Source organism: Streptomyces sp. NPDC048734 (genome assembly GCF_043198675.1).
In the GTDB taxonomy this organism is placed as follows: Bacteria; Actinomycetota; Actinomycetes; order Streptomycetales; family Streptomycetaceae; genus Streptomyces.
Genome location: NZ_JBICUZ010000002.1, coordinates 530,420 through 556,776, shown reverse-complemented (window position 1 = coordinate 556,776; position 26,357 = coordinate 530,420). Strand labels below are relative to the sequence as shown.

The following is a 26,357-nucleotide window of genomic DNA, read 5'->3' as shown; positions in this document are numbered from 1 at the left end:
CTGGGCGGGTCAACACGGCGGGCCCGGATTCACCCGCGCCGACCCGACCTGCCGGAGCACGGCGGTGTGCCGTAGGGCACAATTCGCTGTCGTCGCAGGGGAGTTGTTCACAGGGGCGGGGGCCGGTTCTCACCGGAGCCACCAGCCGTACGGGTAGTGGGGAAGGCGGGCATCGGCAGTGGCGGTGCAGGAGGCGAGACAGGGCCCGGAACCGGGCGCGCACGACGGTGGCTGTGCCTGCGGGGACTGCCCGCACGGGGCGCGCGAGGGGCACCGGCGGGCAGTCGCCGCCTTCCTGGCGAAGCGCGACGGGTTCGCCGCCGGACAGGGCCTGCCGGCCGCCGTCGCCCACTCGGCGTCCGCCTCCCGCCAGTGGGTGTCGGAGGAACTGGCCCAGTCCGCCGAACTCGTCGCCGAACGCGGCCGCGCCGAGGGCGAGTCCTGGCTGAACCGCGTCTGGCTGCGCACGGCCTGCACGGTCGGGGCCGCGGTCGTCACCCTGCTGCTCGTGCAGTCCCTGACCGCGATCGGCGCCGGCTGGACCACGGCCCGCACCGCCGGACTGCTCGCCGCGCTGCTCGTCGGCGGCGCCCTGACCGCCGCCTCCTGGTTCCACCGGACCCGCGGCGGGGCGCTGGCCCCCGTGATCGGCGAGGACAACCGCCTGTCCACCTCGCGTGCGGTCGCCGCCGCCTGGGTGCTGTTCGTGGCGTACGCGGTGCTGGTCCTGGTGGGCAGGCTGGCGGCCGCGTCCGGACCCGCCGAGCGCGACGTCCTGATCTCCGGACTCGACCTGACGCGCGGCGCCGGCGCGGTGACCGTCCTCGCGGTGGTCTGCGCGATCGCCGTGGTGGTGCGGCGCGTGGTCGGCCAGCGCGTCCTCGGCCAGCGGCTCCAGAAGGTCCGCGCGCCCCGGCCCCGTGCCGCCGACCTGTTCACCGACGACGCCGGCCGCGGCACCTTCGCCGACATCCAGTACGTCGTGATCGGCGCCGTCGCCCTGGCCTTCGCCGCCGTACGCCTCGCCCGCCGCCCCGACCAGCTGCCCGACCTGCCCTGGGGCCTCGCCGTGGTGGTGCTGGTGTCGGCCGCGACCTACCTCGCCGGAAAGTACGCCGAGGGTGGGCGGCCCGTGATCCTGTCCGTCGTCCGCTCCCGCGAGGCGGGCGACCTGGACGCCCCGATCCGCACCGGTGACGACATCGAGATCCGCGGTGCCGGATTCGTGCCGCCGGGCGCGCAGACCGCCGACCGCCTGGCCCGCATGGTCGTCCGTATCGGCGCCGTCCACGTCCACGTACCCCTCGTCCCGGTCACGGGCGGCTTCAGCAACCCCACCGACGCGGTCCTCACCGTCCCGGTCCCGGTGGAGGTCGAGCCCGGCCGGGTGGAGGTACAGGTGGTCACCGCGGCCGGCGTGGAGACGAACCGCTACGCGATCGACGTGACGGACTGAGGCAGGCGGAACGGGAGCGGGCGGGACCCGGACGCGCGGGTCCTGGGCGCCCAGGGCCCGGACGCGCCGGACCCGGGCGCCCAGGGCCCGGACGCGCCGGACCTGAGTGCCCAAGGCCCGGACGAGGTGTTCGGCGACCTGGCCGATCATTGAACGCACCGCCCCTTTCGTCCGTATGGTTTGCCGAGGGCTCCACCACTGCGGGCGACGGGCGGCTACGGGCGATGACTCACGGCAGGCGGACGGACACGCACTCCCCCTATCGCGACGGTGACCGCGGCACTTGGCGGGACACCGCCACCCGCTACGCCCTCCTCCCGCTCCGGATCTTCCTCGGCGTCACCTTCATCTACGCCGGCCTGGACAAACTGACCGACGGCGCCTTCCTCAAGGACAGCGGCGCCGGCTCGATCGGCGACACCATGCGGGCCGTACGGGACTCCTCGGCCATCCCCGCCCTGGTCGACCTCGCCCTGAAAAGCCCCACCGGCTTCGGCTACGCCATGGCCTTCGGCGAACTCGCCGTCGGCATCGGCACCCTTCTCGGCGTCCTCACCCGCCTCGCCGCCCTCGGCGGCGCGCTGATCTCCCTCAGCCTGTGGCTGACCGTGAGCTGGGCCTCCGACCCGTACTACTACGGCAACGACCTCCCGTACCTGTTCTGCTGGGTGCCTCTCGTGCTGGCCGGCGCCCCGGTCCTCTCCCTCGACGCCGCCTGGCACACCAGGAGGCGTCAGCGGTCCGGAGGCTTCCTGTAGGCCGTGCCGCCCCCGGCATGGCCCCCTTCCGGGGCAGCTCCTCCGCCGGTCCCGCTCCCGCTCCCGCTCCCGGTCCCGGTCCCGAGGTCAGCTTCCCGCCGGTCCCGCTCCCGCGCCCCGTTCCGTGGAAGCGTCCGGCTTTCCGTCCCGGTGTCCGCGGATCGCGCGGGTCACGAGGCCGGTGACGGCCGCCAGACAGAGACCGGCCACGACGACGGGTATGACGGCGAACCAGGGCGTCTCCCAGTGACCGCCCGCGTCGCCCGCGTACATGACTCCCGCGAGGACGAAGGCGGAGCCGGCGACCAGCCGGCCCGGCCGGAACTCATGACGCAGCACGGGCCACCTCCGCCTGTCCCGCCCCGACCTGGAGGTCGAGGTCGATCGTCCCGGTGTCCTCGCCGCCGGAGACGGGGGACAAGGTCACCTCCTTGTACTTGCCCGGCTCCACGTCCACGTCCTTCTGGTCGTCACCCGGCAGTTGGATGTCGCCCAGGCCCACGTCGATCCGGACGGTCACCGTCACGTCCGGCGGCACGATCACCCGCAGCCGGCCGAGCCCCACCTCGGCGTCGGTGCTCACTGTCTGTCCCTTCGCGGGCCGGAGCCGGGAGAGGTCCAGGACGGCGTCGCCGGTACCGAGGTCGTAGCCCTCCCGGACGTCCGCCACCGCCGTGGGCCGCCACGTCGTGTCGACCCAGCGCGTGCCGACGTTCTTCGGCACGGTGGCCGAGCCGGCGAGCAGGCCGGCCGTGACGATCGCCAGGAGGACCGACCCCGCGCCGGTGCGCCCCAGCAGCGAGCTGACCGCGATCCCCGTGCCGAGCACGACCAACGCGACGGCCAGGCCGGCCTGGAGGCTGGTGCCCAGCGGGTGCTCGTCCCAGGCGAGCCGGGTCGCCAGGCCGCCCGCGAGCAGCGCGAGCAGGAAGGACCAGCCGCCGATCCAGCGCGGACCCCGCGGCCGGGCCGCCGGCCGGCCGTGCAGGGCGCGTACGGCCTCCCTGGCGTGCGCGTGCCCGAGGAAGTCGACGTGGACCGACGAGACGAACTCCGGGGCGTGGGAGTCTCCGGGCCCCCACAGGTACCCCGTGCCGCCGTCGTGCGTGCCGTCCTTCACGATCGGGTCGCGCCACCAGGACGGGTACGCGGCCGGAGCCGGGGGCGCCTGGGCCTCCGGCGGGGCGTCGGCGACGGCCTGGGCGGCGAGCGGGTCGGCGTCGGAGGTCTCCCGGTACCGCGACCAGTAGCCGGCACCGGCCAGCAGGAGGGAGAGGACGACGGCGAAGGTGAGCACACCGCCGTTGTTGAGCATCGACAGGAACACCCCGCAGCCCACCAGCGCGAACAGCACGGCCGTGAGGGCCTGGCCGTCCACCCGGCCGGTCAGCAGCTTGCGCACCTCGTTCTGGCCGTCGTCGGTGTAGGGGACGAACAGCCAGGCGAAGCCGTAGAAGATGAGGCCGATGCCGCCGGTCGCGGAGAGCACGGCGAGTGTGATCCGGAAGATCACCGGGTCCATGTCGCACTGCCGCCCGAGGCCCGCGCACACGCCGGCGAGCATCTTGTGCTCGCGGTCGCGGCGGAACCGGTGCGGGGGGCGCTCGGCGAGGCCGGGGCCACCGCCGGGGTGGGAACCGGAACCGGGCGCCGACGCCCCGCCGTGGGCGCCGGCGGGCGGGGTGGCCGCGTCGGGTGCGCCGCTCCCGTCCGGTCCGGTGTCCGCGGCGTGCTGGTGATCCGTCATGAGTCCATGGTGGCGGGCGAGCGGCCCCGGCGGCAGTCGGAACGACCCTGGTCGGACCCTGATATCGGCCCTGAGGCGCCGCCGGGGACGCGTTCGACGTGCGGGGCCGTCGAAGATCAGGGGTGTCTCGGGGGCGAACCCTGATGTCCGGGACCTGCGGCCGTGTGACCATCGTTGGCATGCCGGAAGCCGCAACAGCGCCACTCGTCGAACCGCGGCCGCCGCGCAAGCTCTACCGCAGCGGCGACGGACGCTGGCTGGGTGGCGTGGCGCGGGGGCTCGCCGGACATCTCGGGCTGCCCGTGATCTGGGTGCGGCTCGTGTTCGTCGGCCTGTTCATGGCGGACGGCCTCGGCGCCCTGCTCTACGCGGCTTTCTGGTTCTTCGTGCCGCTCGGCATCGGCGGGGTCGGCGACCAGCGGCCCTCCTCCTTCGTCGCCACCGGGACCGCGCCCGACGGCCGCCGCAGACTCGTCGCCCGCAAGCCCGACAAGGGCCAGATCGTCGCCCTGCTCCTCATGGTCGTCGTCGCCATGGTCTTCGTCGGCAATGTGAACCTGGGCAGTGGCGCCAAGGCCTACCTCCTGCCCGCCGTGCTGGTCGGCGCGGGTGTCGCCCTCGTCTGGCGCCAGGCGGACAACGCCCGGCGGGCCCGCTGGGTCGAGGTCGGCCGCCGACGCCGTACGCTCACGCTGCTGCGCGCCGGCGCCGGTGTCCTGCTGGTCACCGCGGGCGTCTCCGGCATCTTCGTCCTCCAGGGCTCCGCCGCCCACCTCGGCTCGGTCCTGCAGGCGGCCCTCGCCGTCCTGGTCGGCATCACCCTGCTCGCCGGGCCCTATCTGGTGCGCATGACGCAGGACCTGTCCGAGGAGCGGCTGATGCGCATCCGCGCGCAGGAGCGGGCCGAGGTCGCCGCCCATGTGCACGACTCGGTGCTGCACACCCTGACCCTGATCCAGCGCAACGCGGAGAACGCGGGCGAGGTGCGCCGACTCGCCCGCGCCCAGGAGCGCGACCTGCGCACCTGGCTGTACAAGCCGGAGGGCACTGGCAAGGACGAGGCGGACGAGCCCACCACCCTCGCCGATGCCGTCAGGCGCCACGCCGCCGAGGTGGAGGACAAGCACGGCGTCCCCCTGGAGGTCGTGGTCGTCGGCGACTGCCCGCTCGACGAGCGGCTGACCGCGCAGATGCAGGCCGCGCGCGAAGCGATGGTGAACGCCGCCAAGTACGGTGGCGAGGGCGGCGCCGTACAGGTCTACGCCGAGGTCGAGGGCAGGACGGTCTTCGTGTCCGTCCGGGACCGCGGTCCCGGCTTCGACCTCGACGCGATACCCGCCGACCGGATGGGCGTCAGAGAATCGATCATCGGCCGCATGGAGCGCAACGGCGGCACGGCGCGGCTGCGGGCGGTCCCGGGCGGCGGCACGGAGATCGAGCTGGAGATGGAGAGGGCGGAGAAGTGATGAGCGACCCGACCGAGACGAACGGCACGACGGGGGCGGCCCCGGCGCCGCCCGCGCACGGCGAGGGCGGCGCCGGACGGCACGTGCGGGTGGTCCTCGTCGACGACCACCGCATGTTCCGCACGGGCGTGCAGGCCGAGATCGGCCGGACCGAGGAGACCGGTGTGGAGGTCGTGGGCGAGGCCGCCGACGTCGACCAGGCGGTCACGGTCATCACCGCGACCCGGCCCGAGGTCGTCCTGCTCGACGTGCACCTTCCGGGCGGCGGCGGCGTCGAAGTGCTGCGCCGCTGTGCCCCGTTGATGAGCGACGCCGAGCGGCCCGTGCGTTTCCTCGCCCTGTCCGTCTCGGACGCCGCGGAGGACGTGATCGGTGTCATCCGCGGCGGTGCCCGCGGCTATGTCACCAAGACGATCACCGGCACCGACCTGGTCGACTCCGTCTTCCGTGTCCAGGAGGGCGACGCGGTCTTCTCGCCGCGGCTCGCCGGGTTCGTCCTGGACGCCTTCGCCTCCACCGACGCCCCGCCGGTCGACGAGGACCTCGACCGCCTCACCCAGCGCGAGCGCGAGGTGCTGCGCCTCATCGCGCGCGGTTACGCCTACAAGGAGATCGCCAAGCAGCTGTTCATCTCGGTGAAGACGGTCGAGTCCCACGTGTCGGCGGTGCTGCGCAAGCTCCAGCTGTCCAACCGCCACGAGCTGACCCGCTGGGCGACGGCCCGACGGCTGGTGTGACGGGGGAGCCTCAGACCACCCGGGTGGCCCCCGCGTACGGCATCTCGTCGATCGGTGCCACGCGCACCGGGGCCGACGGGTTCGGGGCGTGGATCATCCTGCCGCCACCGATGTAGAGCCCGACATGGGTGATGCCGGGGTAGAAGAACACCAGGTCGCCCGGCCGGAGTTCGGAACGGGGGACGCGGCGCCCGGCGTCGATCTGGGCGTACGTCGTGCGGGGCAGGGAGACGCCCGCCGAGCGGTACGCCGCCTGGACCAGGCCCGAGCAGTCGAAGGCGTTCGGGCCGGTCGCCCCCCACACGTAGGGGCTGCCCAGCTTGGCGTAGGCGTAGGAGACGGCCGCCGCCGCACGGGAGGTGGTCGCGGTGACCGCGCCGGGGGCGGGCAGGCCGGCACGGGCTCCCGCCGGGGTCCGGGAGACACGGGTGTCCGTCCCGCCGCCCGTGTCCGCGGTGAGCCGAGCCCGTTCCTCGGCCGTGAGCCGGTTCAGCAGGCGCCGCGCGGCGCCCAGCTTGTCGGTGATCGTCTTCTTGTGCCGCTTCAGCTCCGCCTGACGCGTCTCGAGCGAGGTCAGCTGGACGCGAGCGGCGCCGCGCAGCTGCTCGATCTCCCGCAGCTGCCTGCCGACCCGGGTGACGGCGGCGGACTGGCGGTGGCCCGCCCGCTCGGCGAAGGCGGCGTTGTCGAGGTAGCGGTCGGGGTCGTCGGAGAGCGCGAGCTGCACCGCCTGGTCGAGGCCGCCACCGCGGTACTGCGCCGCGGCCATCGTCCCCAGCGCCTCGCGGGCCGTGTTGAGCCGGGCCTCCCTGCGCGCGGCCTCGTCGCGCAGTGTGTCCAGCCGCCGTTCGGCGGCCGTCGCCTTCTCCCGGGCGCCGTTGTACTTCTCGGTGGCGGCCTCGGCCTCCTGGTACAGCTTGTCCACCTTGGCCTTCACCTGTGCCGGCGTGAGGTTCGGCTCGGCGTGCCCGATCCCGTCGAGGGCGGTCGCGCCGGCCACACCGGCGAGGGCGAGGGTGGCCGCCGTGCGGGCCGTGTGGCCGCCGGCCGAACGCCGGCGGGGCTTGCGGTGCGCTGGCACGTGGGACTGCACGTCCTTTCGTCGACCGCCTCGTCGGTACGGCCGCCGGGGACCGGGGCCGCGGGCACGGGCCTCGGGTGCCGGGGGAGCGGACGCACGGCCGCGCGGTGCGGCTGACGCGCCCGGCGACGCCCGCACGGGGGAGCGGAGCGCCGCCGGACTCTCGGCGGTGGTGTCCGACTGCCGCCCCGGGCCGGGCGGCGGTGGGAAGCCGGTCACCTGGGGGAGGACGCTAGGCCCGTTCGGGTAGGCCCGGTGACGCGATGTACGGAAATGACAGGAGCGGACTGCAGGGTGACCGGAAATGGCCGTACCGCCGGTCCGGGGGCGTCGACTTCACGTGGCGGGCCGACCGATGCGGTGAATCCGGGGCACCCGGGAGCGGCACGCTGCTATGCGGCGCACAGGGGCGCGCACAGGTGTACGAGGGGGCGGTGGGTGCGGGCCGGTGTCGTGGGCGGCCGGCCCGGTGGCTAGCATCCGGCCTCATGGACGTACTCATCCACCTCTTCGTCGGCCTGCACATCATCGGCATCGCCGCGCTGCTCGGCGGCTTCCTCACGCAGATGAAGGCGATGGGGCAGGGCACGGCCCGCTTCGTCCCCGCGATGCTGCACGGCGCCGCGACGATGCTGGTCACCGGCGTGATCCTGGTCGGCCTCAACCAGGCGGACGACCAGGAGGTCAACAACGTCAAGATCGGGGTGAAGCTGGCCCTGCTGATCGTGATCCTCGGCCTCGTCTACGTGAAGCGGGACGACGAGCGGGTGGAGAAGCCCCTGTTCGGCCTGGTCGGCCTGCTGACCGTGGCCAACGTCTTCATCGCGGTGCTCTGGACCTGAGCGACGCCCGCCCGTCCGCGACCGCGCCCGCGGCGACGGCCGGCCACGCCGCCACCGCGACCCACACCAGTACCTCCCGGGGCCCTCGGCCACGGCACGTCCACGGCGGCGGCGACCGGCAGCGTCGCCACCGCCGTCATCCCGGGGGGTGAACACGGTCACCCAGCGGCGCGTCCGGTGCGGGGCACGCCGCCGATGCCGGGGAGCGTACGGAGGTTTCCCCAGGGCAGGCGCGCGAGGGCGGCGGAGTACGCGCGGTCGCGAGGAAACGCGGGCACGGGACACGCGCGGGGGCTCAGGACGACGCCCGCCCCCGCGCGTGGTGCTCCCTCAGGCCGGGCGCACCACGCTGTGGATCGACGACTCCCCGTCGTAGTAGATCGATTCCTCGCGCACGTACGTGCCGGGCTTCGGGGCGTGGATCATCATGCCGTTGCCTATGTAGATGCCGACATGGGTGACGTCGTCGTAGAAGAAGACCAGGTCACCGGGTTGTGCGGCGGAGAGGGAGACCGTCGTGCCGGCGTTCACCTGGTCGTAGGTGACGCGCGGCAGGGAGACACCGGCGGCCTTCCAGGCGGCCTGGGTGAGACCGGAGCAGTCATAGGAGTCCGGGCCGGCCGCACCCCACACGTACGGCTTGCCGATCTGCGCGCGGGCGAACGCCAGCGCCTTCTCGGCCTTGGTGGCGTACGAGGAGTCCGTGGACGTGGACGTGGAGGGGGACGACGTGGAGGGGGACGACGAGGACGTCGACGTGCCGGTGCCCGCCGGGTCCGACGCGCCGGCGCTCTCCTGCCGCGCGGCCGCCGCCTCTGCCGCCTGCTGCTCGGCCAGCTCGGCGGCCTTGCGGGCGGCCTCCTGCCGCTTCCGCTCCTCGATCTTCGCCAGCCGCGCCTTCTCCTCGGCCGTCAGCTGCGACAGCAGCGCGCGGGCGGAGCCGAGCTTCTTCTGGACGGCGGCCTTGGCGGTCCGCAGGTCGTTCTGCGAGTCGGTCAGCGTCTGGAGGCTCTGGGAGGCCTCCTGGCGCTTCTTCATCGTCTCCGCCTGGTCGGCGAAGTAGTCGTCGACCGCGCCCTTCTGGCGGTCGGTCACCCGCCCCATCAGCTGCGTCTGGTCGAAGTAGTCCTGCGGGGAGTCCGCGAGCAGGAGGGTCGCCGTGCCGGGGGCGGCGGCGCCGGTGCGGTACTGGGCGGCGGCGTAGGTTCCCAGCTCCTCGCGCGCGTCGTTGAGCTTCTGCGCGCGCTGCGCGACGTCGTCGAGGAGGGTGTCGACCTTCTTGCGCTGCTTGGTCGCCTTCTCCTTGGCGGCGTTGTACTTCTCGGTGGCCGACTCCGCCTGGCGGTAAAGGTCGTCGACCTTCTTCTCGACCTCCTCCAGGCTCGGCCTGCCGTCGGTGGAGGGAGCGGCGGTGGCCGTCTGGGAGAGCAGGGCCACCGAGGTGAGGGCGGCGGTGGCGAGGGCGGGCGTACGGATGCCTGCCATACGCGTGCTCGCGGGGCGCGGCTTGCGGTGCTGCGACGCCAAGGGAGGCGACTCCTTCCATGCTCCGCCTGCCGGGTTAGCGATGGGGGCACCCCCAGGCCGTTCAAGCGCTGGGGGAGGGTTCGGGCGGGAATGCTTCGGAAGGGTTGCCCTACGGCCCGTCCTCCCCGGAGGGGAGTGAGCCGATTCACCCCAAGGTCTCGGTGGGTCCCCGGCTCCGGCTGCCGCGGGGCACGCCGGACTCGGCGGAGGCCGCGCGGCCCGGCGGGTTCGCCGGAGGGGGTCGAGCGGCCTGCCCGGCACGGTAGCCAACCGGTGTGCCCCCTGTGAAGGTTGGCGGGTGATATGCCCGATACATTTTCGTGACCTCCGGACGGTTCGCCGTCCGCGGTCACCGACGGTGCAAGGGGCGCGCCGGAAGGTGAGGGGCCGGGATGTTTCCCGGACGGCCTCGGGTTGTCGGTGGGGCGGCCTAGACTCGGAGAGCGATGAGCAGCCTCTTTGACGACAGCTTCCTGGCGGACCTCCAGGCCCCCCGCGGCCACGACGAGGAACCCCCGCCGCCGCCCGAGGACGATCACTCTCCGGAACCGGTTCCGGACGATCTGTTCGGCGGGAAGTTCGACGTGCCGCCGGACCGGGACACCCACTACCGCGACGGCGCCCCGCGCCCCCCGATCGACGCGGCGGCGCTCTTGGAGGGGCTCAACGAGAACCAGCGCGCGGCCGTCGTCCACTCCGGCACCCCGCTGCTCATCGTCGCCGGCGCCGGCTCGGGCAAGACGCGGGTACTGACCCACCGCATCGCCCACCTCCTCGCCGAGCGGCACGTCCACCCGGGCCAGATCCTCGCGATCACCTTCACCAACAAGGCCGCCGGCGAGATGAAGGAGCGCGTCGAGCAGCTCGTCGGCCCGCGGGCGAACGCGATGTGGGTGATGACCTTCCACAGCGCGTGCGTGCGCATCCTGCGCCGCGAGAGCAAGCGGCTCGGCTTCACCTCGTCGTTCTCGATCTACGACGCCGCCGACTCCAAGCGCCTGATGGCGCTGGTCTGCCGCGACCTCGACCTCGACCCCAAGCGCTTCCCGCCCAAGTCCTTCAGCGCCAAGATCAGCAACCTCAAGAACGAGCTGATCGACGAGGAGGACTTCGCCGTTCAGGCGGCCGACGGTTTCGAGAAGACCCTCGCGCAGGCCTACGCCATGTACCAGTCGCGGCTGCGCGAGGCGAACGCCCTCGACTTCGACGACCTGATCATGACGACGGTCAATCTGCTGCGTGCCTTCCCCGACGTCGCCGAGCACTACCGGCGCCGCTTCCGGCACGTCCTCGTCGACGAGTACCAGGACACCAACCACGCCCAGTACGCCCTGGTCAGGGAGCTCGTCGGCTCCGTGGAACAGCCGGTGGACGCACCGCGGGACGCGGGCGACCTGCCGCCCGCCGAGCTGTGCGTCGTGGGCGACGCCGACCAGTCGATCTACGCCTTCCGCGGGGCGACCATCCGCAACATCCTCCAGTTCGAGGAGGACTACCCGGACGCCACCACGATCCTGCTGGAGCAGAACTACCGCTCCACCCAGACGATCCTCACCGCCGCCAACGCCGTCATCGAGCGCAACGAGTCCCGCCGTCCCAAGAACCTGTGGACCAACGCGGGCGAGGGCGCGCGCATCACCGGCTACGTCGCCGACACCGAGCACGACGAGGCGCAGTTCGTCGCCGACGAGATAGACCGCCTCACGGACGCGGGCAAGGCCAAGGCCGGTGACGTCGCCGTCTTCTACCGGACCAACGCCCAGTCCCGCGTCTTCGAAGAGGTCTTCATCCGCGTCGGCCTGCCCTACAAGGTCGTCGGCGGCGTCCGCTTCTACGAGCGCAAGGAGGTCCGGGACGTCCTGGCCTACCTGCGGGTCCTCGCCAACCCCGAGGACTCGGTCCCGCTGCGCCGCATCCTCAACGTGCCCAAGCGCGGCATCGGCGAGCGCGCCGAGGCGATGATCGACGCCCTCTCCCAGCGCGAGAGGATCAGCTTCCCGCAGGCCCTCAAGCGCGTCGACGAGGCCTACGGCATGGCCGCGCGCTCCACGAACGCCGTCAAGCGGTTCAACACGCTGATGGAGGAGCTGCGCACGATCGTCGAGTCGGGCGCGGGACCGGCGACCGTCCTGGAGGCCGTGCTCGAACGCACCGGCTACCTGGCCGAGTTGCAGGCCTCCACCGATCCGCAGGACGAGACCCGCATCGAGAACCTCCAGGAACTCGCCGCCGTGGCACTGGAGTTCGAGCAGGAGTCCGGCGAGGGCGAGGCGACCGGCTCGCTCTCCGACTTCCTGGAGCGGGTCGCGCTGGTCGCCGACTCCGACCAGATCCCGGACGAGGGCGAGGACGGCTCCGGTGTCATCACGCTCATGACCCTCCACACCGCCAAGGGCCTGGAGTTCCCGGTCGTCTTCCTCACCGGCATGGAGGACGGCGTGTTCCCGCACATGCGCGCCCTCGGCCAGACCAAGGAGCTGGAGGAGGAGCGCCGCCTGGCCTACGTCGGCATCACCCGCGCGCGGGAGCGGCTCTACCTGACGCGCTCGGCGCTGCGCAGCGCCTGGGGGCAGCCGTCGTACAACCCGCCCTCGCGGTTCCTGGAGGAGATCCCGGCCGCGCACGTGGACTGGAGGCGGACGGGGGCGACCTCTCCCCTGTCCTCCGGCCCGGTGTCCGGGGTGGCGGCCTCGCTGTCGTCGTCCCGCTCGCGTTCCTCGGCGGCCGGCGCGTCCGGCTTCGCCACGCGGCGCACCTCGGAGAAACCGGTGATCGCCCTGGCCGTCGGCGACCGCGTCACCCACGACCAGTTCGGCCTCGGCACCGTCGTCGGCGTGAAGGGCACGGGCGCCAACGCGGAGGCGACGGTCGACTTCGGCGAGGCCAAGCCGAAGCGGCTGCTGCTGCGGTACGCGCCGGTGGAGAAGCTGTAGCGCGCACGGCATGAGCCCCCGGCGTCAGGTCGACGACGGGGGCTCATCGCGGAGACGAGGGCTCATCGCGGAGACGACGGGCCGAGGAGGGCTACGTCGGGTCGAGTCCGTGGCTGCGCAGCCACGACAGCGGGTCGATCGAGGAGCCTCCGCCCGGCCGGACCTCGAAGTGCAGGTGCGGTCCGGTGGAGTTCCCGGAGTTCCCGGAGTACGCGATCGGGTCGCCGGCCTTCACCGTCGTACCGGAGGCGACGCGGTAGCTGGAGAGGTGGCAGTACCAGGTCTCCGTGCCGTCCTTCGCCGTCACGATCATCATGTTGCCGTAGGCGCTGTTCCACTGGGTGCGCACGGTGCCGTCGGTCGCCGCCACCACGGTGGTGCCGTAGGACACCGGGAAGTCGATGCCGGTGTGCTGGGACATCCAGTTGACACCGGACTGGCCGTAGTAGGCGCTCAGTCCCTGGTTGGCGACCGGCAGCGCGTACTTGGGGCGCAGCCGCTCCTTGCGGGCCGCCTCCGCCGCCGCCTTCTTCTTCTCGGCTTCCTGCTGCGCCTTGAGGTCGATGCGTTCCTGCGTGCGGCTGGCCCGGTCGGCGAAGGCGTCGGCCTCGGCGGTGAGCGTCTGGAGCTGGGTGTCCAGCTTGTTGTTCGCGGTGGACGGCTTCACCGCCTGCGCCTCGGAGGCGGACGCCGTGGTGTCCTGGTCGTCGCCGGAGGCCAGGGTGCCGACCGAGGCCGCCGCGATGCCGGCCACGCCCATGACGCACGCCGAGGGCACGGCGATCGTCAGCAGCGCGGAGCGCCGCGCGGGCGTACGGCGCCGGGAGCGGTTCGCGTTGCGGGTGGCGGCCCGTCCGAGCGGGGCCGGGACGGCCTCCTCCTGGTCGTCGAGGAGGAGCGGGGCGCCGTCGGCCGACCCGTCGGCGTCGGGACCGGAGTCGTCGCGGCCGACCTGCTCGAAGGTGGCGGTGGCCTGCTGGTCGAAGGGGATCTCGGCCTGCTGGTCGAAAGCGGCCTCGCCCGGCTGCCCGTACTCGTCGCCGCTCTCCGCGGCGTCGCCGCCGTCGGAGTTCCACTGGGTCGCGTCGTAGGCGCCGGTGTCGAAGGCCTGCGTGCCCCATTCCCACTGCTGGGTCGGGTCGGCGGTGCCGTCGGGCGTGCGCCAGGTGCCGGTGTCGCCCTCCGCGAGGGGGGAGTCCCAGCCGCCGTCGGCCGCCGTGGCCTGCGCCGGGATGCCCGAGGACTGCTGCTGGTCCGTGGACCAGGCGGTGGTGTCGTAGGCGCCCGTGTCGTAGGCGGCGTGGTGCTGGGCCGCGTACGGGTCGTGGTTCAGGGTCTGGTGGCTGCCCGTGGACCACTGCGTGGCGCCGTACACCCCGGCCGGTGCGGCATCGCCCGACATGTCGCCGAAGAGGGGGTCGACCGTGAAGTGACCCGTGGCGTGCGCGCCGGTGTCGTAGGTGCCGGAGTCGTAGCCGTCGTACGTGGTGAAGTCGCCGTACTGGGCTTCCGGGGAGCCGTACGACGCCTGGTGCGCCGGTTCGGCGTCGGAAGCCGGAGCCGGGGTGGTCATGGTCCCCGACGGGTGACGGTCGTTCACCAACTTCTCTCTCGCCTAGACAACAGGGTCTGCCAGAGCACAACAGGGGCTGCCAGAGCAGTGCGGCGACTGTACCCGGCGGTATGCGGGCGCGACAATCTTCCGCAGGTTTCATGCTCGCGGGAAAGGGGCATTCGGTGGGGTTTCGGGGAAGGGTGGGCACGGGTTTGGCCCTATGTTCGAAACCTGTTCGAAGTTTGACGGTCGTCTCGGTGTGGTGCGGGCTCGGTAAGTCGGCCGCGCGGAGGGGCTGTTATGCCACCTCATGTCTCTTTGTGGACGGAAGTGGCGCCGCATGTCCGATCGCGGACTGCTGGTGACGCCTTCCGGTCGTCCGGACGGTTGTTCTCAGGCGACCGTCAGACCGCCGGTGTGCGCTCCCGGCGTACCGGGCGCACCGGGCGTGGCGTCCGTCGCCGCGCCGTCTCCGTCGAGGGCGTCCCGGATGCCGGTCGCGACTGCCGGGTGTACGGGGAGGGCGAGGTGGCCGATGCCGCTCACCTGCACGTTCTCGGCCAGGAGGTCGGGGTGGTCGAGGCGGGCGGCCTCCAGCGGCGCCATCAGGTGGTCCAGATCGCTCCAGAAGCTGACGAAGCGCGTACGGCAGCCGGGCGCGGGCCGGGACAGTTCCTCGATGACCTCCGAGCCGGGACGCATCTGGCGCACGATCGGGTGGGCGTTCGCCAGCGGCGCCACCCGGGTCCCGGCGTGCGGGGTGCCCAGCGTGACCAGCGTCCGCACGCGCGCGTCGCCGCCCAGCCGCTGCACGTAGTAGCGGGCGATCAGCCCGCCGAGGCTGTGCCCCACGACGTCCACCCGGCTGCTGCCGGTGCGCTGGCAGATCTCCTCGATGTGCCGTCCGAGCAGTTCGGCGGCGATCCGGATGTCGCAGGTCAGCGGAGAGTAGTTGAGCGACTCCACGCGGTGCCTGCCGTGCTGGGCGAGACTGCGGCGCAGCAGGACGAAGACGGAGCGGTTGTCGATGAAGCCGTGCAGGAGGACGACCGGGGGCGGGGCCTGCGTCGGCAGCCGCGCCGGATCCTCGACCCCTCCGGCGCTCGCGACGCCACCGCCCGGGGGAGGCGCGGGCGCGGTCCCGCCGCGCCGCTCCTGGACGATGCCGGACGGGTACAGAAGGAGGTGCCCCGTGAGGATCGCGAGCTCCAGGGCGGTCGCCTTGAGGAGCGTCGCGGAGAGCCCCATCAGCCCGCTCGGCACCAGGCGCCGGCAGAGGCGGTACGGGAGAAAGGGCTCCAGGGCCCGGGTGACCTGCATGGCCGACCTCCTGTCGGCACGCCGAGGACGGCTCTGACCCCCGTGTGCCCTCATGGAAGTCGCGGCGGAGGCGGTCGGCGGAGCGCGAAGGGCGTTGCGGTGGGGTGAGCGATCTGCTCCCGGCGCTCCTGACGTCGACGACCCTGTCCTGCCTGCCCATCGAGCCTGCGCCGATGCGCCGCGCTGCCACGGCGCGCGGTCTGCGGCGCGGCGGTGCGGCGACCTCTGTGCGGCTCCCGTTGCGCGGATCTGTCCCGGGTTCCCCGTCCGGGGAGAGACAACCGCGTTCGGTGAACGTGTCCCATTGTGTGATTTCCCCCTCTGTGCGCACCGTAAAACCGCCGGTTGCGGGATGCTGGGGATAACGTTCGTTCACTTCCCCGGCCGGTGTGGTGGTACCTCTCGGTACGCAGGGAATCGGTACGGATGGATGTAGTCGCTTCATGGAGGCAGTGATGGGTGTGGCAGCCGGTCCGATCCGCGTGGTGGTGGCCAAGCCGGGGCTCGACGGCCACGATCGCGGGGCCAAGGTGATCGCGCGTGCGCTGCGCGACGCCGGTATGGAGGTCATCTACACGGGCCTCCACCAGACCCCCGAACAGATCGTCGACACCGCGATCCAGGAGGACGCCGACGCGATCGGTCTGTCCATCCTTTCCGGGGCGCACAACACGCTCTTCGCCGCCGTGATCGAACTCCTCAAGGAGCGGGACGCGGCGGACATCCTGGTCTTCGGCGGGGGGATCATCCCCGAGGCGGACATCGCGCCGCTGAAGGAGAAGGGCGTCTCGGAGATCTTCACGCCCGGCGCGACCACGGCGTCGATCGTGGACTGGGTGCGGGCGAACGTACGGCAGCCGGCGGGAGCGTAGAGCGGTCCCGAGTGAGGCGGGGTGGTCCGCAGTGGTCATCCGGGGGCGGCGCCCCCGCACCCCGCATCACCCCTGACGGGGCGCACGCGGCGCGGACGGGCGACCCACGGGCGCCTGCACGGGCGGGTGCCCGCGGGGACGGGCGCGCGGAGACACGCGGACCGGGAGACGCGCACGGCACGGACGGGCAGGACGCGGACGTGTCGGTCTCGGACGTGCAGGGCGCGTACGCGCAGGGGCGCGGGCGCGGGGCGGAGTCGTGGGCCGTTGTCGTCGTGGTCCGCTGTCATCGCACCGCGCCCAGTTCCTCGCTCATCACGGCCCGCAACCGCAGCGTCGTCCCCAGGCGCTGGAACGCCTCCGCCCAGTAGCCTCCGGCACCGGGCGAGGCGTCCTCCGGTTCCTCCGGAACCGCCAGCAGGCCGTCGAGGCGGGCGGCCTCCGCCGGGTCGAGGCAGCGTTCCGCCAGGCCCATCACCCCGCTGAAGCTCCACGGGTAACTCCCCGCGTCCCGGGCGATGTTGAGCGCGTCGAGAACTGCCCGGCCCAGCGGCGCGGCCCACGGCACCGCGCACACCCCGAGCAGCTGGAACGCCTCCGACAGGCCGTGCGTCGCGATGAAACCGGCCACCCAGCCGGCCCGTTCGCCCGTCGGCAGGGTGCCCAGCAGTCTGGCCCGCTCCGCGAGGGAGACCGCCCCCGGTCCGCCCGCCTCCGGCGCCGACGGCGCTCCGAGCAACGCCCGCGACCAGTCGGCGTCCCGCTGCCGTACGGCCGCCCGGCACCAGGCCGCGTGCAGCTCGCCCACCCAGTCGTCGGCCACCGGCAGCGCGAGGATCTCCTCCGGCGTACGGCCACCCAGCCGCGCCGGCCAGGAGGCTAGCGGGGACGACTCCACCAACTGGCCCAGCCACCAGGACCGTTCGCCCCGGCCGGACGGCGCCTTGGGCAACACGCCGTCGCGCTCCATGGCCGCGTCGCACTCGTGCGGCGCCTCCACGACGATCGTCGGAGTGTCCCGCGTGCGGTCGACGGCCACACACGCGGTGGCCCGCACCGCCATCCGCGCGGCCAGCGCCGACCCCGGCAGCGCCGACAGCAACTCCGCCGCCGTGGCGCGCACGTTGCGGCTGCGGTCGGCCAGCGCCTGTTCCAGGAAGGGCTCGTCCCGGGGGCCGAGGCCGGTGCGCAGCGAATCGAGGAACATCAGGCGGTCCTCGGCGCGCTCCGTCGGCCAGGTCGACTCCAGCAGCGCGCGGGCGGCGTCGGGATCACGGGAGCGGATCACCGCGAGCAGGGCGACCCGCTCGGCGAACAGGCCCTCCTGCCACAGTTTCGCGATCCTGCCGGTCTCCTCCGGGCCGGGCAGGGACGTCCCGCCGCCCGGTGTCGAACGCAGAGCGAACCGCCACTCCGGATTGAGCCGGGCCAGCCACAGCGCACGCGGGCCCGCGAACTCGAGTGCCGCCGGGCGCAGATCGGTCCGGCCGCGCGCCGCGTCCAGCAGGGCGGGCAGCATCTCGGCGGGAGCGGCGAAACCGCGGGCGTTGGCGGCCGCCAGCCACTGGGGCAGCAACTCCACCAGGTCCGGTGCCGTGCCCCTGCGGCCGCCTCTGCCGGTGCCGGGACGGTCCGCCAGCAGGCGGGCCAGTCTGCGGGCCGCGGCGGCGGGCAGCGCCGGGCGCGGGTCCTCGGGCGCCGGCTCGGGGCGCGGTGCCGCCCGTCCCGGCCGCAGCCCGGCCCGCCGCCGTACGGTCTCGGCGGCCGCCGCGTCCAGCAGCGCCGCGGCCGCGGAGCGGCCGGGCGCCACGCCCGGCGGCGTGCGCCGGTCCGTGCCGAGCAGGGCCATGGCGACGAGGTCGTCCCAGGAGGCCGGTGCGGTACCGGTCATGCGGTTCCCTTCTTGGCTCACCGAGTCGGGTGGCGGGGCGCGTCACGGACGTGGTCTTCCGGCCCCGGCGGGGCGGCCGGCAAGGGTGGCCGAGGCGTCCGGCCGGTGCCGGGGCGCGGCTGCCGGTGCCGGGGACGGCGGACGGGCACGGGCCGGATGCCGGTGCCGGACCGCCCTGCGGAGGCCGGGCGTGGTCCCGGGGGGTCAGCACAGGTGGACCGCCCTTCCGGGGGTCGGCGGCCAGGCGGTCAGGGGAGTGAAGCCGCGGTGGCCGCACTCGCCGAAGACCTTGACGGGAGCACCCCCCGAGAGGGCGACCAGGCGCCACAGCCCGGCCCGGGCCGTCGCCGCCGGTGTGAGCGGCAGCGCCGTGTCCCCGTCGGCGTCCGCCAGCTGCCAGGAGGTCCCGTCCGGCGTGGGGACGACGGCGTCCAGGGTCACCGGCACCGAGTCGAGCCAGGGATCGTCCCGCAGTGCCGCGCCGTAGCGGGCGGCGGCTTCCGCCGTGGTCACACCGTCCGGCCGGACCGCGGTGGGCACGGGCGGCGAGAACTGCTCACCCAGGGCACCCCGCCGCTGCCCGGTGCCCGGGTACGCCGACACCTCCGCGTCCAGGGCCAGACCGACCGGCAGCGAGAGTTCGGGTGCGCGGCCGGCGGCTCCGTAGGAGAGCAGGAGCGTCGTGCGGCCCGACGTGGTGCCGTACAGCCAGACGCGGCGGGTCGTCAGTTTCGGGTCCGGGACGTCGTACTGGGCGAGGACCAGCCAGTCGTCGCGCAGCGGCGGTCCGTCCGGCGACCGGGTGAGACCGACACGGGTGCGGACCGTCGTCGCCAGGGCCTCCGGCAGCCGGTCGCGGCGCAGCCAGCCCTGGTCGAGGAGGTGGAGCAGCGCGCACTCCTCCAGCAGGCGCACCGGCCAGCCGGCCCCGGACGAGGGAATGGCCCCCAACTCCCTCACGCGCGAAGCCAGTCCGGGAGCCTGGGCGTCGACCATCCGGGCCGCCGCCTCCTCCCACAGCCCGTACCCCGACTGCTCGGCCGCGGCCAGGCCGGAACGCAGGAGGTCGGTGAGCCGTTGCTCCAACTCCGTCGCCCCCGCGGTGACGCGCCCGGCGCGGCGCTCGGCTCTGCGACGGGCCGCCTCCGGATCGGCGGGGCCCGCTCCGGAACTCCGCGCACCCGCCCCCCGTTCCCCCTGCGTGCGCCCCCGCCGCGCCGCGAGCCACGGTCGCGCCCAGTCCGGCGCCCGCCCCTCCCCTCCGGCCGGCACCGCCTCCTCTCCCTCCGACCAGAGCAGCAACAACCCCAGCGCGTGTCTGCACGGGGACTTCCGGCTCGGACAGCTGCACTCGTACGCCGGTCCGGACGGGTCCCCGACATCGACGACCGTCCGGTACCGGCCGCCGCCACCGCCACCGCCCCCGCACAACCCCCACACCGCCCCCTCGCCGGAACAGCCCGTCCCGGACCACGCACCGACCGCGCCGAGTTCGCTCCCCGCTGCGCGTGACCCCACGTCAGGCGCCAGTGCCAGCACCCGGTCCACGGTCCAGCGCACCCCCTGCTGTGTCATGTCGTCGAAGGTAGATCCCCCCACTGACAATCGGTCCCGTGAAGGCCCTCGCGGAGGTGTTTTCGCAGGTCGGAGTGGATTGTCAGTGGGGTGGTGCAGGGTGGACACCAGATCCGAACCGGCCGAGCTGGAGGGGACCTCAGCCATGTCAGTCAGCGCTGGACCGATGTCCGCCGAACCACGCCACGACCACTCCGCGCCCGCGAACGGCACACCCGGTCAGGAGGTCCTGAGGCCGCACGCCGAGGACGCGTTCGCCCACGAACTCGTGGCGCTGGCCGCTCAGGACGACCGCCCGCGCCCCGCCCGCTGGAGGCTCTCGCCGTGGGCGGTCGCCACCTACCTCCTCGGCGGCACCCTGCCGGACGGCACCGTGATCACACCGAAGTACGTGGGCCCGCGCCGCATCGTCGAGGTCGCCGTCACCACGCTCGCCACCGACCGCGCCCTTCTCCTGCTCGGCGTGCCCGGCACCGCCAAGACCTGGGTCTCCGAGCACCTGGCCGCCGCCGTCAGCGGTGACTCGACCCTGCTGGTGCAGGGCACGGCGGGCACCCCGGAGGAGGCGATCCGCTACGGCTGGAACTACGCGCAGCTGCTCGCCCACGGCCCCAGCCGGGCCGCGCTGGTGCCCAGCCCCGTCCTGCGGGCCATGGCGGAGGGCATGACGGCACGGGTGGAGGAACTGACCCGGATCCCGGCCGACGTGCAGGACAGCCTCATCACCATCCTGTCGGAGAAGACGCTGCCCGTACCGGAGTTGGGGCAGGAGGTGCAGGCGGTCCGCGGCTTCAGCCTGATCGCCACGGCCAACGACCGCGACCGGGGGGTCAACGAGCTGTCCAGCGCCCTGCGCCGCCGTTTCAACACGGTGGTGCTGCCGCTGCCGGAGAGCGTCGAGGCGGAGGTCGACATCGTCTCGCGGCGCGTCGGCCAGATCGGCCGCTCCCTCGACCTGCCGGCCGGGCCCGACGGCATCGACGAGATCCGCCGCGTGGTGACCGTCTTCCGCGAACTGCGCGACGGGATCACCTCCGACGGCCGTACGAAGGTGAAGTCGCCGAGCGGCACCCTGTCGCCCGCGGAGGCGATCTCCGTGGTGACCAACGGCCTCGCGCTGGCCACCCACTTCGGCGACGGCGTCCTGCGTCCGGCCGATGTCGCCGCGGGCCTCCTCGGCGCGGTCGTCCGTGACCCGGCCGCCGACCGGGTGGTGTGGCGGGAGTACCTGGAGGTGGTCGTCCGCGAGCGGGACGGCTGGGCGGACTTCTACCGGGCGTGCCGGGAGGTGACCGTGTGAGGGGACACGAGGACGCGACCCGGGGCTGTGTTCCGGCGGGGCGCGGGCGGGCACGGGCCGGGCGGGGCACCGGGGGACGACGGCCGGACGGGGGCCACGGAGGATCACGGGGGAGGAGCCGGGATGCCGGACGGTGAGGTGGCCGAGGCCGGCCGGGCGGCCCTCGGCGCCGGGGAGGAAGGGCGCGGGGACCGGGCGCCCGGAGGAGCGGGGGACGGGACCACCGGCAGCCGGGCCTCCGGGGGGACGGACGGGGCCGGGGGCCGGGTACGGGGTCCGGACGACGGTGACGACGACGGCTACGGGGCGGCCGGTGACGGGGCTGCCGGGGTGGTCGGGAAGGGGGAGGACGGGGAACGGCGGACGCGTGCCGCCGGGAGAGAGCCGGGCGGTCGGCCCGTGGCGGGCCCGGCCCGGGCCCTGCTGCTCGGGGTGCGGCATCACGGGCCGGGGTCGGCGCGGGCCGTCCGGAGGGCGTTGGACGCCGCCCGGCCGCGGACCGTGCTCATCGAGGGCCCGCCCGAGGCCGACGCGCTGATCCCGCTGGTCGCGGACGAGGACCTGCGGCCCCCGGTCGCCCTCCTCGCGCACGCCGTGGACGAGCCCGGACGGTCGGCGTTCTGGCCGATGGCCGCGTTCTCCCCGGAGTGGGTCGCGCTCCGCTGGGCCCTGGAACACGGCGTCCCGGCCCGCTTCATCGACCTGCCGGCCGCGCACACCCTGGCCTGGCAGCGGAAGCCGCACGAGGGCACGGCGCACGAGGGCACGGGCCCGGAGGACGTGGAGGACACGGAGTCCGGCGGTACCGGGTCCGGGGGCACGGCGCCCGGGGCGCGACCGCCGGGCGACGATCTCCGCGTCGACCCGATCGACCCGATCGCCGCGCTCGCCGACGCCGCCGGCTACGACGACCCCGAGCGCTGGTGGGAGGACGTCGTCGAACACCGGGGGGCCGGACGGCGCGACCCGCTGGCGCCCTTCGCCGCGATCGAGGAGGCCATGACGGCCCTGCGGGACGGGCACGGCGCCGCGGGCACCGAGCGGGACCTCGTGCGGGAGGCGTACATGCGGCTCCGGCTGAGGGCGGCGCTGAAGGAGTCCGGGGGCGGGGCCGTGGCGGTGGTGTGCGGGGCGTGGCACGTGCCCGCGCTCCGGCGTACCACGACGCTCACCGCAGACCGGGCGCTGGTGAGAGGGCTGCCGAAGACCAAGACCGACCTGACGTGGGTGCCGTGGACCCACCGCAGACTGGCGCGGGCCGGGGGATACGGCGCCGGCATCGACTCGCCGGGCTGGTACGCGCATCTGTTCGCCGTCCCCGACCGGCCGGTGGAGCGGTGGCTGACCAGGGTGGCCGGCCTGCTGCGGGAGGAGGACCGTGTCGTCTCCCCGGCGCACGTCATCGAGGCGGTCCGGCTGGCCGAGACGCTCGCCGCACTGCGCGGCCGCCCGCTGCCCGGACTGGGCGAGACCACCGACGCCGTGCGGGCGGTGCTGTGCGAGGGGTCGGACGTACCGCTGGCGCTGATCGAGGACCGGCTGGTCGTGGGGGACGTCATGGGGGAGGTCCCCGCCACCGCGCCCGCGGTGCCCCTGCAGCGTGACCTCGACCGGCGCCGGCGCCGGCTGCGGCTCACCCCGGAAGCGGCCGAACGGGAACTGGAACTGGACCTGCGCAAGGAGACCGACGCCGAGCGCAGCAGGCTGTTGCACCGGCTGCGCCTGCTGCGGGTGGACTGGGGCGAGCCGGTGGTCTCGCGGGGGAGCACGGGCACGTTCCGGGAGACCTGGCGGCTGCGCTGGCGGCCCGAGCTGTCCGTCCGGGTCGCCGAGGCCGGGATGTGGGGGACGACCGTACCGGCCGCCGCCACCGCCAGGGCGGAGGCGGACGCCGTCGCGGCGCGGGGCCTCGCCGAGGCGACCGCCCTCGCGGAGCGCTGCCTGCCGGCCGGGCTGCCGGACGCCCTGCCGACGGTGATGCGGGTCATCGCCGAGCGGGCCGCCCTGGACACGGACGTCGGCCATCTCGCCCGGGCGCTCCCCGCCCTGGTCCGCTCCCTGCGCTACGGCGACGCGCGCGGCACCGGCACCGGCGCGCTGGCCGACGTCGCCGTGGGGCTCGCCGACCGGATCTTCGTCGGCCTGCCGCGGGCGTGCGCCGCACTCGACGCCGACGCGGCCGAGGAGATGCGCGGCCACGTGGACGCGGTCCACGGCGCGGTGAGGCTGCTCGAGGAGGAGACCGGGGCGGAGCGGGCCCCGCTGCACGGCCGGCTCCGGGACCGCTGGCGGGACGTCCTGCGGCTGCTGTCCGCACGGCGCGGCGTGGCGGAGGTCGTGCGGGGGCGCGCCGTACGGCTGTTGCTGGACGACGGGGAGCTGGCGGCGGACGAGGTGGCGCGGCTGATGGGGCTCGCGCTGTCGCCGGGGACGCCGCCGGCGGACGCGGCCGCCTGGATCGAGGGCTTCGTCGGGGGCGGGGCCGGCGGCGGGCTGCTCCTCGTGCACGACGAGCGGCTGCTCGGCCTGGTCGACGGCTGGCTGTCGGGGGTGCCGGCGCAGACGTTCACGGACGTACTGCCGTTGCTGCGGCGGACGTTCTCGGCGTACGAGGTGGGGGTGCGCCGGACGCTCGGGGAACTGGTGCGCAGAGGGCCCGGGGAGAGAGGAACCGTGGTGCGTGCGGGTGCCGGGACCACTGGGTTCGCGGACGAGATCGACGAGGGACGAGCGGACGCCGTCCTCCCCGTGGTGCGGCTGCTGCTGGGACCGGACGGGACGCGGCAGGACGACGGCCATCCGGCAGGAGTGAGGACATGACCTCGGCCTTCGAGACGAGGGAGACGGACCCCGCGCGGGAGCGGCTGCGGCGCTGGCGGCTCGTGCTCGGGGGCGGCGAGGCGGACGGCACCGGGCAGGAACTGTCCGGGCGGGACACGGCCGTGGACGGCACGCTCGCCGCGCTCTACGGCAAGGGGGACAGGGCGCGGACGGGGCGGGACCGTTCGGCGGGGCTCGGGGCGTCGGCGCCGTCGGTGGCGCGCTGGCTGGGGGACATCCGGACCTACTTCCCCTCCTCCGTCGTCCAGGTCATGCAGCGCGACGCCATCGAGCGGCTCGGGCTGGCCGCGCTGCTGCTGGAGCCGGAGATGCTGGCGGCGGTGGAGCCGGACGTGCACCTCGTCGGCACCCTCCTCTCGCTCGACAAGGCGATGCCGGAGACGACGAGGGAAACGGCGCGGGCCGTCGTGCGCAAGGTCGTCCAGGACCTGGAGAGACGGCTCGCCGGCCGTACCCGTGCCACCCTCACCGGCGCGCTCGACCGCGGCGCCCGGGTCGCCCGGCCCCGCCACCACGACATCGACTGGAACCGCACGATCGCCGCCAACCTCAGGCACTACCTGCCCGAGTACGGGACGGTCGTGCCCCAGCGGATCGTCGGTCACGGGCGGGCCGCGCAGTCCGTGAAGAAGGAGGTGATCCTCTGCGTCGACCAGTCGGGGTCCATGGCGCCCTCGGTCGTCTTCGCCTCGGTGTTCGGGGCGGTGCTGGCGTCGATGCGGACGGTCAGCACCCGGCTCGTCGTCTTCGACACGGCGGTCGTCGACCTCACCGACCAGCTCGACGACCCCGTGGACGTCCTCTTCGGTACCCGGCTCGGCGGCGGTACGGACATCAACCGGGCGCTCGCCTACTGCCAGTCGCGGATCACCCGCCCCGCCGAGACGGTGGTGGTGCTCATCAGCGACCTCTACGAGGGAGGCATACGTGACGAGATGCTGAAGCGGGTGGCGGCGATGAAGGCGTCGGGGGTGCAGTTCGTCGCCCTGCTCGCGCTCTCCGACGAAGGCGCGCCCGCCCACGACCGGGAGCACGCCGCCGCCCTGGCGGCGCTGGGCGCACCCGCCTTCGCCTGTACGCCCGACCTGTTCCCGGACGTGATGGCGGCGGCGATCGAGAAACGCCCGCTTCCCGTCCCGGACCTGGACACCGGTGCGGCAAACGGGACATGACCACTCATCGGTAACGGGGAGCTTGCGCGACCTCGGGACTCCCGTGCGAGGATCGAACGCCTCGTCCCGTCGCACGGGAGGTTCCTCCCCCTTGGCCCGCCCCGCTCGCCTGCCCGCCGTCGCCGCAAGCATCGCGCTGCGCGGCGTGCTGCTGCTGGGCGGGTTGTTCGCGCTGGGACTCCTCCTCGGCGGGCAGGCGCAGGCGGCGGACGGAGTACCGCCGGCCGCCTCGTTGTCGAAGACCGTGGCCGAACTGGCCTCACCGCATGCTGTCTCCGGACCGTCATCCGGTTCCGTTTCCGCGCCTTCCGCCTCAGTCCCGGCCCCGGCCGAGGAGACGCCGGCGCGTCCGGCCGCCCCGACGAACCCCGTGCTTCCGGTGCGGGAGCGGGTCGTGAAGTTCACCGGTGAAGCACTGGAGGACGTGAGCGAGCGGTTGGCGGCGGTGGTGGTGGAGGGGACGCCCACGGTGCCGCCGCCGGACCTTCCCCCACTGCCGTCCCTGCCGGCGCCCGCCCTGCCGGTGTCGAACCTGCCGTCCCTGCCGGCGCCCGCCCTGCCGGCCCTGCCGGTGTCGGACCTCCCGGCCTCGGATCTACCGCCAGCGGTCCATCCGGAACCGGTCCATCCGGAACCGGTCCACCCGGAACCGGTCCACCCGGCGTCGGACCCCGGACCGGACTCCGGGACCGTAGACCCGGCGGCGCCGCGACCGTCGTGCGGCCCCCGGGGCGTCGTACGCGAGTACCCGAGCGGAACGGTGGCGCGCGGTGGAGTGCGGGGCCGTACCGGGCACACCGGGACCGGCGCGCACGCGCCCGCGGAGCGAACGCCCGCCGGGGCGCCCGACGGCGCGCTGGGCAGTGCGTCACAGCTCGACGGCGGTGTGTCGCGGCACGGCGACGCGCACGCCGTGCCGCCGCAGCAGCGGGTGCCGTTGCTGCTGGTTCCCGGCAGCGCCGTGCGTACGGACGTGGTCGGGATCGAGGACAGGTACCGGGAGATCCCCCTCTTCCCCGGCTAGGGCAGGCCGCCCTCTCCGCCCGGACGGTCACCCGTACGGCTGACCGGTGCGCCGGAGATCTGACGGCCCCGCCACCCCCTTCGCGTAAGAACTCACGCACGAGGCGAGCCGGTGGCGTCCTTCCGACGGCGCGCGGCCCGGCCGGCTGCCGGCATGGTCGTCCCCGCCCGGCCGGCTGCCGGCATGGTCGCCCCCGCCTGGTCGTCCCCGCCCGGTCGTGCCGCCCGGTGCGGGACGTCGCCGAGGCCCGGCACGCCTGA

19 protein-coding genes are annotated in these 26,357 nt (G+C 74.1%); 11 read left to right on the top strand and 8 right to left on the bottom strand.

The genetic code is table 11. The features are described 5' to 3' along the window. Positions 1–178 precede the first annotated feature (178 nt). The gene (locus tag ACGFQC_RS07730) at positions 179–1,456 is read left to right on the top strand and encodes a hypothetical protein (RefSeq protein ID WP_363091214.1); all 1,278 of its coding nucleotides are present in this window, start codon (positions 179–181) and stop codon (positions 1,454–1,456) included. A 224-nt stretch (positions 1,457–1,680) separates the two neighbouring features. Next, positions 1,681–2,214: a DoxX family protein gene (locus ACGFQC_RS07725; protein WP_363091215.1), complete on the top strand. Its 534-nt coding sequence runs from the start codon at positions 1,681–1,683 to the stop codon at positions 2,212–2,214. An 87-nt stretch (positions 2,215–2,301) separates the two neighbouring features. On the opposite strand, the gene ACGFQC_RS07720 is transcribed toward ACGFQC_RS07725, so the two are convergent. Both ACGFQC_RS07720 and ACGFQC_RS07715 read right to left on the bottom strand, forming a co-directional pair. Next, positions 2,302–2,553 carry a hypothetical protein gene (locus ACGFQC_RS07720; protein ID WP_363091216.1) on the bottom strand — a complete coding sequence of 84 codons (252 nt, stop codon included), beginning with the start codon at positions 2,551–2,553 and terminating at the stop codon, positions 2,302–2,304. Beyond that, entirely contained in the window at positions 2,540–3,961 is a 1,422-nt protein-coding gene (locus ACGFQC_RS07715) for a PspC domain-containing protein (protein ID WP_363091217.1), read from the bottom strand. Before ACGFQC_RS07715 ends, ACGFQC_RS07720 begins: the two co-directional genes overlap by 14 nt. A 179-nt stretch (positions 3,962–4,140) precedes the next feature. Between ACGFQC_RS07715 and ACGFQC_RS07710 the strand changes: the two genes are divergently transcribed. Then, a complete protein-coding gene (locus ACGFQC_RS07710; RefSeq protein ID WP_363091218.1) occupies positions 4,141–5,427 on the top strand; it encodes a PspC domain-containing protein in 1,287 nt (428 codons plus the stop codon). Further along, the gene (locus ACGFQC_RS07705) at positions 5,427–6,164 is read left to right on the top strand and encodes a response regulator transcription factor (protein WP_363091219.1); all 738 of its coding nucleotides are present in this window, start codon (positions 5,427–5,429) and stop codon (positions 6,162–6,164) included. The genes ACGFQC_RS07710 and ACGFQC_RS07705 overlap by 1 nt, the downstream gene beginning before the upstream one ends. Before the next feature lie 10 nt (positions 6,165–6,174). Here ACGFQC_RS07705 and ACGFQC_RS07700 read toward each other — a convergent pair whose 3' ends face one another. Then, positions 6,175–7,245: an NlpC/P60 family protein gene (locus ACGFQC_RS07700; protein WP_363091220.1), complete on the bottom strand. Its 1,071-nt coding sequence runs from the start codon at positions 7,243–7,245 to the stop codon at positions 6,175–6,177. 488 nt (positions 7,246–7,733) lie between these two features. Between ACGFQC_RS07700 and ACGFQC_RS07695 the strand changes: the two genes are divergently transcribed. Beyond that, positions 7,734–8,087: a hypothetical protein gene (locus tag ACGFQC_RS07695; protein ID WP_363091221.1), complete on the top strand. Its 354-nt coding sequence runs from the start codon at positions 7,734–7,736 to the stop codon at positions 8,085–8,087. A gap of 330 nt (positions 8,088–8,417) precedes the next feature. Here ACGFQC_RS07695 and ACGFQC_RS07690 read toward each other — a convergent pair whose 3' ends face one another. Continuing rightward, the gene (locus ACGFQC_RS07690) at positions 8,418–9,572 is read right to left on the bottom strand and encodes an NlpC/P60 family protein (RefSeq protein ID WP_363091331.1); all 1,155 of its coding nucleotides are present in this window, start codon (positions 9,570–9,572) and stop codon (positions 8,418–8,420) included. A 488-nt stretch (positions 9,573–10,060) separates the two neighbouring features. Here ACGFQC_RS07690 and pcrA point away from each other — a divergent pair, with 488 nt between their 5' ends. Continuing rightward, positions 10,061–12,547: a DNA helicase PcrA gene (pcrA, locus tag ACGFQC_RS07685; protein WP_363091222.1), complete on the top strand. Its 2,487-nt coding sequence runs from the start codon at positions 10,061–10,063 to the stop codon at positions 12,545–12,547. A gap of 91 nt (positions 12,548–12,638) precedes the next feature. On the opposite strand, the gene ACGFQC_RS07680 is transcribed toward pcrA, so the two are convergent. Both ACGFQC_RS07680 and ACGFQC_RS07675 read right to left on the bottom strand, forming a co-directional pair. Then, complete coding sequence (locus tag ACGFQC_RS07680) at positions 12,639–14,147, bottom strand: M23 family metallopeptidase (protein WP_363091223.1); 1,509 nt, start codon at positions 14,145–14,147, stop codon at positions 12,639–12,641. Between the two features lie 348 nt (positions 14,148–14,495). Continuing rightward, positions 14,496–15,422: an alpha/beta fold hydrolase gene (locus tag ACGFQC_RS07675; protein ID WP_363091224.1), complete on the bottom strand. Its 927-nt coding sequence runs from the start codon at positions 15,420–15,422 to the stop codon at positions 14,496–14,498. A gap of 455 nt (positions 15,423–15,877) precedes the next feature. Here ACGFQC_RS07675 and ACGFQC_RS07670 point away from each other — a divergent pair, with 455 nt between their 5' ends. Next, the gene (locus ACGFQC_RS07670; RefSeq protein ID WP_363091225.1) at positions 15,878–16,294 is read left to right on the top strand and encodes a cobalamin B12-binding domain-containing protein; all 417 of its coding nucleotides are present in this window, start codon (positions 15,878–15,880) and stop codon (positions 16,292–16,294) included. 286 nt (positions 16,295–16,580) lie between these two features. Here the strand turns inward: ACGFQC_RS07670 and ACGFQC_RS07665 are convergent, their stop codons facing one another. Both ACGFQC_RS07665 and ACGFQC_RS07660 read right to left on the bottom strand, forming a co-directional pair. Continuing rightward, the gene (locus ACGFQC_RS07665; protein ID WP_363091226.1) at positions 16,581–18,185 is read right to left on the bottom strand and encodes a DUF5691 domain-containing protein; all 1,605 of its coding nucleotides are present in this window, start codon (positions 18,183–18,185) and stop codon (positions 16,581–16,583) included. Between the two features lie 204 nt (positions 18,186–18,389). Next, positions 18,390–19,760, bottom strand: a complete 1,371-nt coding sequence (locus ACGFQC_RS07660; protein ID WP_363091227.1) for an SWIM zinc finger family protein — start codon at positions 19,758–19,760, stop codon at positions 18,390–18,392. A gap of 145 nt (positions 19,761–19,905) precedes the next feature. Here ACGFQC_RS07660 and ACGFQC_RS07655 point away from each other — a divergent pair, with 145 nt between their 5' ends. The 4 genes from ACGFQC_RS07655 (at position 19,906) to ACGFQC_RS07640 (ending at position 26,097) form a co-directional block, all read left to right on the top strand. Continuing rightward, positions 19,906–21,060 (top strand): AAA family ATPase, encoded by a 1,155-nt coding sequence (locus tag ACGFQC_RS07655; RefSeq protein ID WP_363091228.1) that lies wholly within the window; start codon positions 19,906–19,908, stop codon positions 21,058–21,060. Positions 21,061–21,183: 123 nt separating this feature from the next. Further along, positions 21,184–23,880, top strand: a complete 2,697-nt coding sequence (locus ACGFQC_RS07650) for a DUF5682 family protein (RefSeq protein WP_363091229.1) — start codon at positions 21,184–21,186, stop codon at positions 23,878–23,880. After that, positions 23,877–25,073, top strand: coding sequence for a VWA domain-containing protein (locus tag ACGFQC_RS07645; RefSeq protein ID WP_363091230.1), 1,197 nt, complete (start codon positions 23,877–23,879; stop codon positions 25,071–25,073). Before ACGFQC_RS07650 ends, ACGFQC_RS07645 begins: the two co-directional genes overlap by 4 nt. Before the next feature lie 91 nt (positions 25,074–25,164). Beyond that, positions 25,165–26,097 (top strand): hypothetical protein, encoded by a 933-nt coding sequence (locus ACGFQC_RS07640; protein ID WP_363091231.1) that lies wholly within the window; start codon positions 25,165–25,167, stop codon positions 26,095–26,097. Positions 26,098–26,357 lie beyond the last annotated feature (260 nt).

What these genes read in the sequence shown, in the direction of transcription:
- ACGFQC_RS07695 (WP_363091221.1), top strand. Translation starts at nt 7,734, where the DNA reads ATGGACGTACTCATCCACCTCTTCGTCGGCCTGCACATCATCGGCATC.
- ACGFQC_RS07705 (WP_363091219.1), top strand. Translation starts at nt 5,427, where the DNA reads ATGAGCGACCCGACCGAGACGAACGGCACGACGGGGGCGGCCCCGGCG.
- ACGFQC_RS07655 (WP_363091228.1), top strand. Translation starts at nt 19,906, where the DNA reads ATGTCAGTCAGCGCTGGACCGATGTCCGCCGAACCACGCCACGACCAC.
- ACGFQC_RS07670 (WP_363091225.1), top strand. Translation starts at nt 15,878, where the DNA reads ATGGGTGTGGCAGCCGGTCCGATCCGCGTGGTGGTGGCCAAGCCGGGG.
- ACGFQC_RS07715 (WP_363091217.1), bottom strand. Translation starts at nt 3,961, where the DNA reads ATGACGGATCACCAGCACGCCGCGGACACCGGACCGGACGGGAGCGGC.
- pcrA (WP_363091222.1), top strand. Translation starts at nt 10,061, where the DNA reads ATGAGCAGCCTCTTTGACGACAGCTTCCTGGCGGACCTCCAGGCCCCC.
- ACGFQC_RS07660 (WP_363091227.1), bottom strand. Translation starts at nt 19,760, where the DNA reads ATGACACAGCAGGGGGTGCGCTGGACCGTGGACCGGGTGCTGGCACTG.
- ACGFQC_RS07710 (WP_363091218.1), top strand. Translation starts at nt 4,141, where the DNA reads ATGCCGGAAGCCGCAACAGCGCCACTCGTCGAACCGCGGCCGCCGCGC.
- ACGFQC_RS07675 (WP_363091224.1), bottom strand. Translation starts at nt 15,422, where the DNA reads ATGCAGGTCACCCGGGCCCTGGAGCCCTTTCTCCCGTACCGCCTCTGC.
- ACGFQC_RS07650 (WP_363091229.1), top strand. Translation starts at nt 21,184, where the DNA reads ATGCCGGACGGTGAGGTGGCCGAGGCCGGCCGGGCGGCCCTCGGCGCC.
- ACGFQC_RS07665 (WP_363091226.1), bottom strand. Translation starts at nt 18,185, where the DNA reads ATGACCGGTACCGCACCGGCCTCCTGGGACGACCTCGTCGCCATGGCC.
- ACGFQC_RS07690 (WP_363091331.1), bottom strand. Translation starts at nt 9,572, where the DNA reads ATGGCAGGCATCCGTACGCCCGCCCTCGCCACCGCCGCCCTCACCTCG.
- ACGFQC_RS07725 (WP_363091215.1), top strand. Translation starts at nt 1,681, where the DNA reads ATGACTCACGGCAGGCGGACGGACACGCACTCCCCCTATCGCGACGGT.
- ACGFQC_RS07645 (WP_363091230.1), top strand. Translation starts at nt 23,877, where the DNA reads ATGACCTCGGCCTTCGAGACGAGGGAGACGGACCCCGCGCGGGAGCGG.